Source organism: Polaribacter sp. BAL334, assembly GCF_015767435.1.
Classification (GTDB): domain Bacteria; phylum Bacteroidota; class Bacteroidia; order Flavobacteriales; family Flavobacteriaceae; genus Polaribacter.
Genome location: NZ_JADWOV010000319.1, coordinates 133,841 through 149,583 on the forward strand (window position 1 = coordinate 133,841; position 15,743 = coordinate 149,583).

8 protein-coding genes are annotated in these 15,743 nt (G+C 32.2%); all 8 read left to right on the forward strand.

The genetic code is table 11. The features are described 5' to 3' along the window. The 8 genes from IU405_RS13710 to IU405_RS13745 all read left to right on the forward strand — a co-directional run bounded on the left by IU405_RS13710 (position 1) and on the right by IU405_RS13745 (position 15,694). A complete protein-coding gene (locus tag IU405_RS13710; protein WP_197439178.1) occupies positions 1-1,479 on the forward strand; it encodes a RagB/SusD family nutrient uptake outer membrane protein in 1,479 nt (492 codons plus the stop codon). 13 nt (positions 1,480-1,492) lie between these two features. After that, on the forward strand, positions 1,493-3,481 hold the full coding sequence (locus tag IU405_RS13715; RefSeq protein WP_197439179.1) for a carbohydrate binding domain-containing protein: 1,989 nt from the start codon (positions 1,493-1,495) through the stop codon (positions 3,479-3,481). Positions 3,482-3,514: 33 nt separating this feature from the next. Continuing rightward, a complete protein-coding gene (locus IU405_RS13720; protein ID WP_197439180.1) occupies positions 3,515-4,429 on the forward strand; it encodes a glucan endo-1,3-beta-D-glucosidase in 915 nt (304 codons plus the stop codon). 412 nt (positions 4,430-4,841) lie between these two features. Next, a complete protein-coding gene (locus IU405_RS13725) occupies positions 4,842-8,021 on the forward strand; it encodes a glycoside hydrolase family 2 TIM barrel-domain containing protein (protein ID WP_197439181.1) in 3,180 nt (1,059 codons plus the stop codon). 12 nt (positions 8,022-8,033) lie between these two features. Continuing rightward, positions 8,034-9,443, forward strand: coding sequence for an Ig-like domain-containing protein (locus tag IU405_RS13730; RefSeq protein ID WP_197439182.1), 1,410 nt, complete (start codon positions 8,034-8,036; stop codon positions 9,441-9,443). Positions 9,444-9,469: 26 nt separating this feature from the next. Next, positions 9,470-10,306 (forward strand): family 16 glycosylhydrolase, encoded by an 837-nt coding sequence (locus IU405_RS13735; protein ID WP_197439183.1) that lies wholly within the window; start codon positions 9,470-9,472, stop codon positions 10,304-10,306. A 131-nt stretch (positions 10,307-10,437) separates the two neighbouring features. Continuing rightward, positions 10,438-13,887, forward strand: a complete 3,450-nt coding sequence (locus IU405_RS13740; RefSeq protein ID WP_197439184.1) for a hypothetical protein — start codon at positions 10,438-10,440, stop codon at positions 13,885-13,887. 73 nt (positions 13,888-13,960) lie between these two features. Further along, a complete protein-coding gene (locus tag IU405_RS13745) occupies positions 13,961-15,694 on the forward strand; it encodes a glycoside hydrolase family 3 protein (RefSeq protein ID WP_197439185.1) in 1,734 nt (577 codons plus the stop codon). Positions 15,695-15,743: the final 49 nt, after the last annotated feature.

Sequence of the window (15,743 nt, forward strand, 5' to 3'; positions counted from 1 at the left end):
ATGAAAAAAATAAACATAAAAATATTCATGATTTTAATCCTAATAGTTGGATTAAATCAATCTTGTAGCGATGATTTTGTCGATGTAAAACCAACATCAGACAACTCTGAAGATTTCTTTAACTCAGAGCAAGATTATCAAAATGCACTTATTGGTGCTTACGATTTATTGCAATCTACGTATTTAAACGTAATGTTAGGTGAAATTGCTTCAGACAATACATTAGCTGGTGGAGAAAGTGCCACTGACGTTATTGGTATTCAAGAAGTTGATGATATGATTCACACTCCATTAAATGCTCAATTAAGAGACATTTGGAGCTGGATGTACGCAGGAGTAAACAGAGCGAATTATATCCTTGAATTCAAAGATAAAATCGATTTTGCTGGTAAAAATGAAATTTTAGCACAAGCTACTTTTTTAAGAGCTTACTACTATTTTGAATTGGTAAAATGGTTTGGTGATGTGCCAATGGCAGTTGATAAAAGAATTCAATTTGGAGAACAATTTACAATTGATAGAACTCCAAAAGCAGAGGTTTATGCTCAAATTGAATTAGATTTAATGTATGCTGCAGATAATTTGCCTTATGTACAATCTGTTCCAGGAAGAGTTACAAAAGGTGCTGCACAAGCATTATTAGGAAAAGCATATTTATATCAAAATAAATTTGATGAAGCAGCTACAGTTTTAGAAAATTTAATTGCAAATGGTCCTTATGATTTAGTATCTAATTACAATACAATTTTTGAAGAAGCTGGAGAAAATAATATTGAATCTGTTTTTGAAGTACAATATTTTGATGGTCAAGGAGCAGGATTTGGTTGTTTACAATGTAGTGAAGGAAATGTTGCTGTAGGATTTAGTGGTGTTCGTGCTTACGTTGGTCCTGATTTTACTCCAGGGTTTAGTTTCAATGTGCCTGTTCAAGAAGCTGTTGACGCTTTTGAAAATGGTGATTTAAGAAAAGATGTTGCTATTTTAGATATTGAAGCTTGGGCAACAGCAACAGGAGCAACTTATGGAACTGGTTATGAACATACAGGATATTTCAATAGAAAATACATTCCTAGAACAAGAAGTACAAATGCACAAGGAGATAGAAACTTAACGAATCCTAATAATTACAGAGCGATTCGTTTTGCAGATGTTTTATTGATGGCAGCTGAGGCTTTCAACAGAAAATCTTCTCCAGATGATACAAAAGCAAGAACTTATTTGAACAGAGTAAGAGCAAGAGCTTTTGGAAATACTTCAAATAACATTACTTCATCAGGAGCTACTCTAACTGAAAATATTTTCAATGAAAGAAGAGTGGAATTATTAGGTGAAGGTCACAGATTTTTTGATTTGGTAAGAACTGGAAAAGCAGCTCAAGAAATCAATGGTTTTGTTGCTGGTAAACACGAACTTTTTCCAATTCCAGCAATTGAAATTCAGTTAGCAGGAAATCGTTGGTCACAAAATCCAAATTACTAAAAAATAAATACGAATGAAAAACATACAAAAAATAATAAAAATATTTTTCTTATTGCTTTTAGTAGCATGTACAGAAAATGATTTAAGAGATGTGTCTTTTGTAAATGATATTGCTGCCCCAGCAAACGTTGCAGCAGTATATAATATCACACAAGACAATACAGGCTCAGTAACAATCACACCAAATGCTGATGGTGCTGTTAGTTTTGAGATTTTCTTTGGAGATGGAACTACAGCTCCTGCCATTGTTCCTCAAGGAGAAAGTGCTTATCATGTGTATCGTGAAGGTACATTTGATGTGAAAATTGTTGCAATCAATTTAACTGGAGTTAAAACAGAAGTTACGCAACAATTGATAGTATCATTTAAAGCTCCACAAAATTTAGTGGTAGTAATTGAAAATGATGCTGCTATTTCAAAAAGAGTGAACATCACCGCAAATGCAGATTTTGCAACCTTTTTTGAATTTAGTTCAGGTGAAACAGGGGTAACTCAACCTGTTGTTTCTGGAAACATTGGAACAACAATCTCTTATACTTACCAAAATGCAGGTACCTATAACATTGTAGTTGAAGCTAAAGGTGGTGCTATTGCAACTACCAAATATGAAGCAAGCTTTGTTGTGACAGAAATTTTAGCACCAACTCAAAATGCCCCAACACCACCTAATAGAAGTGCTGGAGATGTAATTTCTATATTTAGTGATGCATACACAAACGTAACTTTGAGCGAGTTACCTACAACTTGGTCAGCGACAAATTTTGAAGCGATTACAATTGGAGGAAATAATTTATGGAAATTGACAAACCTAGATTTTTTAGGGATGGTTACAAATTACACTACAGGAATAAATGTTTCGTCTATGGAAACTTTACACATAGATTATTGGGTTCCTGATGGTATTTCAAATGAATTATTAGTGAAAATTGTAAATACCGTTGATGGTGGTGAAGACATAGAATCATTTGGTGCAACAGTAAGCGGTTCTTGGCAAAGTATAGATATTGACATGTCAGGATTTGACGGAGGAAATCTTGCAAATAAAGAAAAAATTACTCAAATTTTGATAGATTCTGACGGAACTGCTGGAGTTGTTTATATTGATAATTTTTATTTTTATAAAGCAAGTGCTGCCTCAACTTTTGATGATGGTTTGCTAACAAATGGTGATTTCCAAAATGGAAGTAATTCTTGGATTGTTGGTGTAGATGACAATGCTCCTGCTCCAGTAGTTACATTAAGTGGTAACACTTATTATTCTGTGAATGTTCCAAATGCAGGAAATGCATGGGAAGTAAATCTTAGCCAAAAAACGGAAATTTTAGATGGAACAACATACACGCTAACCTTCGATGCTTGGTCTAACGTAAATAGATCTATAATAGCCGGAATAGGTTTAAGTGGAGATCCATGGTCAAATGATGTAAAAACAGTAGATATTAATTCATCAAGAACTACTTATTCAGTTACGGTTTCAGCAAATGGCTGGGGAGCTGCTAATGCAAGAGTTTTATTTGATTTGGGTGCGCAAGCAGGTGAAGTAAATATTGATAATGTTTCTTTATTCAAAGGAAATGGAAATTTAGTTCAGAATGGAAATTTTGAAAATGGAAGTTCTCCTTGGATTATTGGGGTTGATGACAATGCAGCAGCACCAGTAATATTAACAAATGGGAATAATCATTATTCAGTAAATGTAGCTAATGCAGGAAATCCATGGGATGTAAACCTTAGTCAAAAACTAGAAATCATTAATGGTGAAACTTATACTTTAACTTTTGATGCTTGGTCAAATGTTAATAGAAGTATGATTGCAGGTATTGGTCTAAGTGGAGATCCTTGGTCTAGTAAAACAGAAACTGTAAATATTACTACAAATAGAATTACTTATACTTATACTATTACAGCAGATTTTGGAGCTGCAAATGCAAGAGTTTTGTTTGATTTAGGTGCTGCAGCAGGAACTGTTAATATTGATAACGTTTCATTATCTAAGAACTAGTAATTGATAATAACTATAAAATTAAATCATAATATGAGAAATTTAAAAAACGTTTATGTACTAATATTTTCCTTGATAACTGTCTTTTACGGTTGTCAGGAAAATGATTATTCATTTGGAGAAATTATCGCGCCAAGTAATATTCAGATAACAGCTGAAATTGTTGGAGCTGATGCAAATAATCCAAATGGAGATGGAAGTGGAGCCGTAAATTTTAAAGCGACCGCAGATAATGCAGTTTCTTTTAAATTTATCAATGAAGGTTCAGAAGTTGTTGCTCTTTCAGGAGAAACATCTATGATATTTAGTAAACTAGGCTTGAATACTTATACAGTAACTGTTGTAGTTTCAGGAACTGCAGGAGTTTCATCAAGTAAATCTATTCAAGTAGATGTATTGGCTACTTATTCACCTCCAGATGATTTAAAAGCGAAATTGTTTGGCTTTGACCCAGCAAATCCGACAGCTGTAACTTCAAGAACATGGAAAATTCAAGCTGCAAAACCAGGTCATTTTGGATTAGGTCCTGTTGGAGGAACAACTCCTACTGAATGGTATGGTGCAGGTCCTGATGAAAAAGTTGGTTTAGGTATGTATGATGATAGATACATCTTTAGTTCTGATGGAACTTTTTCACACGTAACAAATGGAGATATTTTCGGAAGAAATCCTCATATTGTAAATGATTTAGGACCAAATGTTTCTGGAAATGTAAATGGTGCTGATATTGAGAATTATGTCTTTGCTGATTATTCAGAAACTTTCTTTTTAACAGCTCCAGCAGGTGTAGAAACTATCAATTTATCAGGAAATGCATTTATTGGATATTATACTGGGGGGAATCATCAGTATGAAATTTTTGATAGAGGAGTAGCTAACGAATTAATTTTAAGAACTACAGATGCAGCCAGCGAATTTGATTGGTGGTTTATCATCGTAATTGAATAATAATTTAAGTATTTAAAAAAAAGGTCAGTTCAAGCTGACCTTTTTTTATTTTTTTACACTATTAATAATATTGTATTTAATTATTTTTTATATTTACAATATTTCAAATCTTTTTTTACATTTTAAAAAGTATAATGCTATGTATATCTCATTATTTCTACCAATACAACAACACAACATTTTATGGTTTTTAAAAACTAAATTAAAATAAAAAAGCCTTATTTACTCAGGTTTTGTTGAAGTTTGTTCTGTATTTATTGATGTATATTTATTGTTGAGGTCTTTTTTGTGTCATTTAAAGTGAAAGAGTTTAGTTTTATGAAATTATTAACAAACAAAATCAAATCCAAAGTAAAAATCTACTCTAACTAAAAAAATAAACTCCGGATTTTATTTTAAAAAAAACAACATTATGAAAAACATTTTTTTGAGATTGTTACTTTTCTTATTAACACTTAATGTTTTTGGTCAAACAGATAAAGTATCTGTTGTTACAAACAATCAAGGATCAAAACTAGTAGTAAACGGAAAAGACTTTATTGTTAACGGTATGAATTGGGATTACATTCCTATTGGTACAAATACTGTGAATGCAGATTTTTGGAACAAATCTGATGAAGTTATCAAAAGCGCACTTGACGCTGAAATGATGTTATTAAAAAACATGGGTGTAAACGCCATTCGTCAATATACAGGAGTTCCTGCAAGATGGATTAAATATATTTATGAAGTTCATGGAATTTACACAATGTTAAATCACTCTTTTGGACGTTATGGATTAACTTTAGATGGTGTTTGGACACCAATTACTGATTATTCTGAAGCAAGAACTCAGAAGTTTTTGATGTCTGAAATTGATAATTTGGTGAAAGAATACAAAGATACTCCAGGTATTTTAATGTATTTACTAGGAAATGAAAACAACTATGGTTTGTTTTGGCAAGGTGCTGAAACCGAAGATTTTCCAGATGATGAAAAGGAAAAACAATACATAGGTGAAAAAAGAGGTAGACCTATGTATCGTTTGATGAATGAAGCTGCTAAAAAAATGAAATCAATTGATACTTCTCATCCAGTTGCAATATGTAATGGAGATGTATTATTTATTGATATTGTGGCTGAAGAATGTAAAGACGTTGATATATATGGAACAAATACTTATAGAGGTGCATCTTTCACAGATATCTTTCAAGTTGTAAAAAGTAAACTAAACAAACCTTTATTATTTACGGAATTTGGAGCAGATGCTTTTAACGCAATTGACAATCAAGAAGACCAATTATCTCAAGCATTTTATATGGTTGAAAATTGGAAAGAAATTTACCAAAATGCTGCAGGATTAGGAAAAGCAGAAAACTCAATTGGAGGTTTTACATTCCAATTTAGCGATGGATGGTGGAAATACGGTTTTGACAAAAGAGAAGGAGCAGATGTTCATGATAACAATGCTTCTTGGTCAAATGGTGGTTATCAGAGAGATTATGCGCCAGGAAAAAATAACATGAACGAAGAGTGGTTTGGAATTTGCGCAAAAGGACCAACCAACGAAAGAGGTTTATATACCTTATATCCAAGAGCTGCATATTATGCTTTGAAAGAAGCTCATAATTTAAATCCTTATGCTGCTGGAACAACTCTTGAATCAGTAACCACTTATTTTAAAAACATTCAATTAATGGATGCTGTTTTAAGAGCAAGAGGAGATAAAGCTGCTTTAGGTGGAAATGAAAAAATTAAATTAAGCAATCTAAGAGCAGAATTTACAACTTTCAATACAGGAGGTTCTTTGTTAACAACGCCTCAAACTTCAGATGGAACAGGACAAGCTTTTCCTGACAGACTTGGTTTTGATCACATGCAATCTTATTTTATTGGTGTAGCTGGACAACCAACAGCTAGTATGAAGGCTGAAGTGAATTTCAATATTTTAGGAAACGTAGCCGGAAATCCTATTGATGATATTTTCTACGAAAATGTTGGAAGACCAGTTCAAGTAAATACTGATAATGGAAATTTAACACTTGCAGATAACAATAGATTAAGAGTTTACAATGCCTCTTTTGAATGGAAGGCTGAAGATTTTGATATGAGAGGTTTTTATAGAACGAGCCACTATCATTGGGCATATGAAGGTGATATATTTAACTTATATCCAGAAGCAAACTACGGTCCAAATTTAGATATTTACAATGGTGAAATTTTAGGGTTAGAAGTTGATGGGAAAGGATCTTTAGCTGGTTTAAAAGCTGCTTTTGGTCCACAATTATGGTGGGGAGCAAACCCTGCTGTATTATTAAAGTATAGAAAAAAAGTGGGTCATTTTGATGTGACTGCAATCTATCACAAAGATATTGTAGCAGGAAATGGAATTGATGAAGATGGAAATCGTATTTTAGATCCTGTTCAAGCAAGATCAGGTGTGATTCCTGCATTACCAACAGAAAGAACGACCATTGCTATTGAGAAAAAAGGAGAGCATTTTGCATTTCAATTGGGTGGAATTTGGGCAGGAAGACCCTTGAATGGAAGAACTTATCAAGTTACAACTGGAACCTCAGGAAATTATACAGTTCTAAATGATAGAATTCAAGCAAAAGATAATTTTGGAGGAAAAGCCAAAATCACTTACCAAAATGGCAATATCAACTGGTATGCACAAGGTTCTGTAATGGGATTGGTTGCAAACGGAGGTTTTGACCAAACAATGACTTTTACAGGTTGGAAATTGAAAGATAGTGGAAGTGGAAACTTGAATAATTTCTTAACTGGTTTTGCTTACAATTCAGGGAAATTTCAAATAGCACCAAACTTTATGTGGCAAAAACCATTGGTTGACCCAATGCCAAATGATGTTGGAGCTCCAGGAAGATTACGTAATTTTGTGGATGATCCATTTTCAGTAAGAGCTGGAAATAGAGAAACAACAGCTGGGGAAATCTTATTAACTTTCGATCCAACTCCAGGAACATATATGTATGAATGGGATAATGATAGAGCTGAAGATGCAAAATTTGCAATGAATTTAGGATTCGTATACCGTCATTTACCAACTACACAAGATGCTGCAATTGGATTCCTAGCAAATCGTACATTTTTTGCATTTGCACAATCTGCTCCTGCACAAGATTTATGGGAAGTGCATTCAAGAATTGTTTCTAAAATTAGACCAGATTTCGGATTTGTGTCAAATATTTACTATGGTACAGGACAAGCAAATGGTGACAGTGACAGAACAATTACTCGTTTTGGTGCAGATTTAAGAATGATTTACAACAAAATGAAAATCACAGGAATGGTGAAAGTAAATGATTGGGGTCCATTTGATTACCACAGAGATTTCAACTTAACATTCCCAGTGCAATTAATGCTTGATTTTTCTACTTCTGTGGGCAAACCTGATTGGTTTATTTTACCAGACACAAAAGTTGGAATCAGAGGAACTTGGAGAGCTTTGAACGAAAATTCGCCAAGATATTCACCAAATGCTACTGCAACTGAATTTGCAACTGCACCAATTGTTAGTCCAGTAGGATTTCCAAACGGTTCAGAATGGGAAATTAGAACATACATTCACATTAACATTGGAAAATAAAAAATAGTAATTATGAAAACAACAAAAAAATTATTTTCAAAAATAACAACACCTTTAGCTTTACTAATTTTAGTAAATCTAGGTTGCGAAAGAGACATCTCTGACGAAGCTGTTCAAGCAACCTTTTCGACGAACCAAACAGTATTTTCTGATTCATTCAGTGCTGGATTGGAATACTACCCTTTTGCAGATTCTAAATTTGAAGCTTTTTCAGTAGATACTGAAGTAAAATATCAAGGAACTGCTTCCATGAGATTTGATGTGCCAAATGAGGGTGATAGAAATGGTGCTTATGCAGGAGCAATTTTCAGAGATGATAATGGAGGTAGAGATTTATCTAAATATGATGCTTTAACTTTTTGGGCAAAAGCCTCAAAAGCTGCAACTATAAATGATATTGGTTTTGGACAAGATTTTGGACAAAATAAATTTCAAGTTAGCAAACGTGCTTTAAGACTTACAACTAATTGGGTAAAATATACAATTCCAATTCCTGATGCTTCAAAATTAAAACAAGAGAAAGGAATGTTTTGGTATGCAGAAGGACCAGAAAATGGTGATGGATATTCTTTTTGGATTGATGAGTTAAAATTTGAAAAATTAGGAACAATTGCACAACCAAGGCCATCAATTTTAAATGGTGACAATATTTCAGTAAATACTTTTATTGGAGTAAATATCAATATTGCTGATTTAAATCAAACTTTTAATTTAGGAACAGGAGAAGATATTTCAATAAGTTCAGCACCAGGATATTTTGTGTTTAGTTCTTCAAATCCAAGTGTTGCTAGTGTAAGTGAAACAGGAGTTGTAGAGATTTTATCTGCTGGAAATACAGTTATTACTGCAACTTTGGGTGGAGTAGAAGCTAAAGGTTCTTTAACTATTAATTCTGTTGGATCATTTGTTTTTGCACCTACACCAACAAGAGATCCAAACAATGTAGTTTCAATTTTTAGTGACCATTATACAAACACTCCTGTTGATTTTTTCAATGGATATTGGCAACCTTATCAAACAACTCAATCTGCGGATTTCAGTATTTTGGGGGACAATTTTTTAAATTATACAAACTTTAATTTTGTCGGAATTCAATTTGCAAATCCTACAGTTAATTTGACAGATAAACCAAATTTACATTTTAACATGTATATACCTAATTCAGTACCATCAAATTTTGATTTTCTAGTTACTGTAGTAGATTTTGGTCCAGATAGAGTGAATGGTGGAACAGATGATACAAGACAACAGTTGTTTGTGAGAAGATCACCAAGTATTGTTGCTGATAGATGGATTACTGTAGAATTTTCTTTGAGCGCAATGCCAACGAGAAGTAATGTAGGATTAATAATTTTTGAAAATATTAATTTTTCTCTTTTAAGAAATTTTTATTTAGACAATATCTATTTCTACAAAAATTAAATTTCCTCACTTAAAATATTAAAAATATGAATTTTAAAAATCAATTTAGTATAAAATCTCTGACAAAGTATTCTTTATTATTAGGGTTATTTATCAGTTATAGTTGTTCAGAAAATGAATCACAAACAGTTACTACAATGAATGAAATAGTTTGGGCAGATGAATTTTTAATCAATGGAAAACCAGATACAAATAATTGGAATTTTGATATTGGTACTGGTCAAAATGGTTGGGGTAACAACGAATTACAATATTATACAGATCGTCTTCAAAATATTGAAGTAAAAAATGGAATGTTGCATATTAAAGCGGTCAAAGAACCTTATTTAGGTTCTAGTTATACGTCCGCTAAAATAACAACAAAAGGTATTTTTGAACAAAAATACGGTCGTTATGAAGCAAAAATCAAATTACCATGGGGACAAGGATTATGGCCAGCTTTTTGGTTATTAGGTGATGATTCTAATGGAACTGTTATTTGGCCACAAATTGGCGAAATTGACATTATGGAATATAGAGGTCAACAACCTACAATTACTCATGGAAGTATTCATGGTCCTGGATACTCTGCAGGGGAAGCTATTACCAAAAGCTACACATTACCCAATGACAGATTTGATACTGGTTTCCACATTTTTGGGATTGAGTGGGGTCCAAATTACATCAATTACTACGTAGATGATGTGTTGTACAACCAAATAACTCCAAGTGATTTGCCTAAAGGAACAGAATGGGTTTTTAATGATAATAATTTTTATATCATTTTAAATTTAGCTGTTGGAGGTTCTTTTGTGGGTTCACCAAACACTCAAACTGTTTTTCCTCAAGAAATGATTGTAGATTACGTAAGAGTATATAAATAATTAAAAATATATTGGCATGATGCTTTAATTTATTGAAGTATCATGCCAATTAAATCATTACATCAAACCGAAAAACGATTTATTTAAAATGTGGAATCACATTTTTGTAAAAAAAATTTAACCAAAATTTAATGAATACAACTGTTTCTAACCAAGACATTTCAGCAACTTCTAACGATATCAAAGGTGAATTGATTACTATCAATAACGAAACTTTTTATAAGATTTCAAACTCACATTTGATGCGTCCTTTTTTTATGACCATAGTTTCAGATTCTAATCACTGGATGTTTATTTCTAGTAATGGTGGTTTAACTGCAGGAAGAAAAGATGCAGATAGTTCGCTTTTTCCATATTATACGGATGATAAAATTACTGAATTAGCAGAAACTACTGGAAGCAAATCATTGTTCAGAATTCACAAAAACCATACAATTTCTTTGTGGGAACCTTTTTCTGAAAAACAAGAAGGATTGTATACAATTGTAAGAAACTTGTACAAAAATGAATATGGAAATAAACTCATTTTTGAAGAAATCAATCATGATTTACAAGTAACTTTTCAATATGAATGGAATACAAGTGATGAATTTGGATTTGTAAAAAAAGCAACTTTTACCAATAATTCTCAAGAAAACATACATCTTGAAATTTTGGATGGTTTAGAAAATATTTTACCTTCGGCTGTGAGTGCTGATTTACAAGGTATTAGAAGTAATTTGGTGGATGCTTATAAAAAATCAGAATTAGAAGCTGAAGTTGGATTGGGAATTTTTGCATTAAGTGCAGTAATTGTGGATAAAGCTGAGCCAAGTGAAGCATTAAAATCAAACATAGTTTGGTCTTTAGGATTAAAAAATCCTACGTATTTACTGTCTTCTCAACAGCTTTCTCACTTTAGAAAAGGAATAAAATTAACCCAAGAAATTGATATTAAAGCAGAAAGAGGTGCGTATTTTTTAAATACAACAATTGAATTTTCAGGAAAAAGCGAATCATCTTGGATGCAAATTGCCAACGTAAATCAAACAGTTGCTGATGTGGTTGCAATATCCGAAATGATTAAAAATGATGCAGATTTAGAAAATAAATTACAAAAAAGTATTGATAAAGGAACTAAAAATTTAATCAATTTAGCAGCAGCTTCAGATGCATTGCAATTGTCAAATGACCCTTTAATCAGTACAAGACATTTTTCAAACACACTTTTCAATATTATGAGAGGTGGAATTTTTGATGATAATTATATCATTGAAAAACAAGATTTTATTGCCTATGTGGCAAATGCAAACAAATCGTTGTTTGCATCAAAAAAAGAAATATTAAAAAGTTTTCCAGATAAATTTACTGTAGATTTTATCAAACAAATAGCTGAAAATGATAACGATAAAGATTTTAAACGTCTTTGTGTAGAATATTTACCGCTCAAGTTTAGTAGAAGACATGGTGATCCAAGTCGTCCTTGGAACCGATTTTCAATCAATACTAGAAGTGAAATTGATGGTTCAAAAATCCTAGATTATGAAGGAAATTGGCGTGATATTTTCCAAAACTGGGAAGCATTAGCGCATTCATATCCTCAATTTATTGAGAATATGATTCACAAGTTTTTGAACGCAACAACTTTTGAAGGGTACAATCCTTACAGAGTTACCAAAGGTGGTTTTGATTGGGAAGTAATTGAAGAACATGATCCTTGGTCCTATATTGGCTATTGGGGAGATCATCAAATAATTTATTTATTGAAGTTTTTAGAGTTTATTGAAAATCATTATCCTTCAAAATTAGCATCTTTATTTAATGAAGATGTGTTTGTGTATGCAAACGTACCTTACAAAATAAAATCATATGCTGATATTTTAAAAAATCCTAAAGATACGATTGATTTTGATCACAAATTGCAACACATAATTGAAGATAAAAGAGTAAAAATTGGAGTTGATGGTGCTTTATTAACAAGTCAAAACAACGAAATTTACCATGTAAACTTAATTGAAAAATTATTGGTTACTGTGCTTGCCAAAGTATCAAACTTTATTCCTGAAGGCGGAATTTGGTTGAACACTCAGCGTCCAGAATGGAATGATGCCAATAATGCGTTGGTTGGAAATGGTGTTTCTATGGTAACCTTATATTATCTGAGAAGATTCATTAATTTCTTTGAAAATGTGGTTGAGAATTCTGATACAAATAATTTCGAAATTTCAGAAGAAGTAGCTGAATTGTTCAGTAAAATTGTATCAACTTTAGATGCAAATAATACCATTTTATCAGGAAAAGTAACCAATTCTGATAGAAAAAGAGTGTTGGATGGAGTTGGAATTCCTGCAAGTGATTACAGAGAATTTATTTACAAAAACGGATTTTCAGGAACTAAAACTGCTGTAAATAGAACTTCATTATTGCATTTTTTCAACATCACAAAAAATTACTTAGATCAAAGTATTCGCGCAAATAAGCGTGGTGATAATATGTATCATGCATACAATTTGATGACCATTGAAAATGATCAAGAAGTTTCTATTTCTTATTTATCGGAAATGTTAGAAGGACAAGTCGCTGCTTTGAGCTCTGGATATTTGACACCAAAACAGGCATTGTCATTATTAGATGGCTTGAAAAATAGTTCATTATTCAGACCAGATCAATACAGTTATATTTTATATCCAAACAAAGAATTACCTAGATTCACCAAGAAAAATAATATTCCATCAGCAAAAGTTTTACAATCAGATTTGTTGCAACAATTGGTAAAAGACAATAATAAATGGTTGATTGAAAAAGATGTGTTAGGGAATTATCATTTCAATGGAACTTTTAACAATGCAAATAGTGTTCAAAAAGCATTGGAAAAATTGACTGAAAATTATGGAGATTTAGTTGCTAAAGATAGCAAATTTGTCTTGGATATTTTTGAAGAAATCTTTGATCACAAATCATTTACAGGACGTTCAGGAACTTTTTTCGGATATGAAGGATTGGGTTCTATTTATTGGCACATGGTTTCAAAACTGTTATTGGCAGTTCAGGAAAATTGTTTATTAGCTATCAATTCTAATGAAGATGCTGTAATTACAGGCAAATTGTTAGATCATTATTACGAAATAAATGCTGGAATTGGATTGCACAAATCACCAGAATTGTATGGTGCATTTCCAACAGATGCGTATTCACACACACCTGCTACAAAAGGAGCTCAACAACCTGGAATGACTGGTCAAGTAAAAGAAGATATTTTAAGTAGAATAGGAGAATTGGGTGTTTTTGTTGAAAATGGAAAAATCTTTTTCAAACCAAGTTTATTGAAAAAATCAGAATTTTTAGAAACTCCACAAACTTTTGAATATATCAACTTGAAAAATGAAAAACACACACTTTCTATTGATAAAAATCAGCTGTGTTTTACCTATTGTCAAGTGCCTGTTGTGTATCAATTAGCAAACAAAGAAATGATTGAAGTTGTTTATAATAACCAATCAACAGCTGTTTTTGATAGCTTGTCATTAGATGCTGAAACAAGTTCTAAAATATTTAATAGAACGAATGAAATTCATCATTTAAAAGTAAGTTTAGTAAAGTAAATAAATGAAAATCAAACCAATAACATACACGTTTTGTTGTTTTTTATTGATGGGTTTTTCCTGTAAAAATGAGATGAAAGTAAGTAACGAAATTCTTATTGAACAAAAAGTAACAGCACTTTTGAAGCAAATGACTTTGGAAGAAAAAATCGGACAAATGTCGCAAATTCGTCATTTTGAAGAAAATGCTGATGCGCATGTTTCAGAAAAATTTATTGGTTCAATCATTCATACACAAGGTCCAACTCCAGGAAAATCAGCCAAAGAATGGCAAAAACGTTTTATTGAATTACAGAAAAAAGCACTTTCTACACGATTGGGAATTCCATTGTTATTTGGAGTAGATGCAGTTCATGGCCAAAACACGTTTGAAGGAGCCACCATTTTTCCTCATAATATTGGTTTAGGAGCTGCAAATAATGAAGAGTTGGTTTTTGAAATTGCAAAAATCACAGCTTTAGAAAGTCAAGCAACTGGATTTAATTGGGTTTTTTCTCCTTGTGTTGCGATTCCGTACAATGAAAAATGGGGAAGAGTGTATGAAGCTTTTTCTGAAAGTACTGAAATTACTGAAAAACTAACAAAAGCATCTGTAAAAGGTCATCAAGGAAATTTGGCTGATGCTACAACTGTGATGGCTACTGCCAAACATTTTATTGGTGATGGTGCTACAGATTTTGGAGTAGAAGGTGGAGAAACTTCGCTTTCTGATTCAGAAATTCATACCTATTTATTGCCTCCTTACAAAGTTGCTGTACAAGAAAAAGTGGGTGCAGTTATGGCATCATTTAATAGTATTAACGGAATTTCGATGCACAATCACAAAGCATTAATTACAGATACATTAAAAATCGGGATGAAATTCGATGGAATTGTAGTTTCAGATTGGAAAGCATATTCTCGTTTCAATGGAATTGAAGTAATTAACGCAGGAATTGATATGGTAATGGCAGTTGATGGTGATTTGGAAGATTTTCAAGAAGGTTTGAAAAAAGCGGTTGAAGATAAAAAAGTTTCTATCGAAAGAATTGATGACGCAGTTAGAAGAATTCTTCGTCAAAAATTCAGATTGGGGTTATTTGAAAATCCATTTCCTGATACGACTTTGGTTTCAAAAATTGGTATCAAAAAACATAGAGAAATTGCAAAACAAGCTGTAAGAGAATCGTTGGTTTTATTGAAAAATAAAAACCAAGTGCTGCCAATTTCTAAAGAAACTAAAAAGATTGTAGTTATTGGTGAACATGCAAATAATGCTGGGTTACAATCTGGAGGTTGGAGTATCAATTGGCAAGGAAACCTTGAAAATTATAAAGGCGCAACCACTATTTTGGATGGAATCAAAAAGCACTCAAAAGGTGAAGTTGTGTATGATAAAAACGCTACAGAAAATCATTTTGATGCAGATGTAGCGATTATTGTGGTTGGTGAAATTCCCTATGCAGAATTTTTTGGAGATATTGGTCACGAATCCAATCAATTAAAATTGACTTTGACAGATGAACATCAACAATATATCAAAACATATACTGAAAAAGGTGTGAAAACATTGGTAGTTTTAATTTCTGGAAGACCACTTATTGTTACTGAACAAATCAATAGTTCAGATGCATTTGTAGCTGCTTGGTTACCAGGATCAGAAGGAGATGGAATTGCAGAGGTGCTTTTTGGAGATTTTAATTTCAAAGGAAAATTACCTCATTCTTGGCCAAAAGATGTAAAAGATTATGAATACAAATACGGTCCTAATTTTTGGGACAAAACCCTAAAACCCCTTTACGAATTTGGTTTTGGATTGATATATTAACAATAAAAATCAGTAAACTATTTATTGCAGATTTTAGTAAAAACAAACA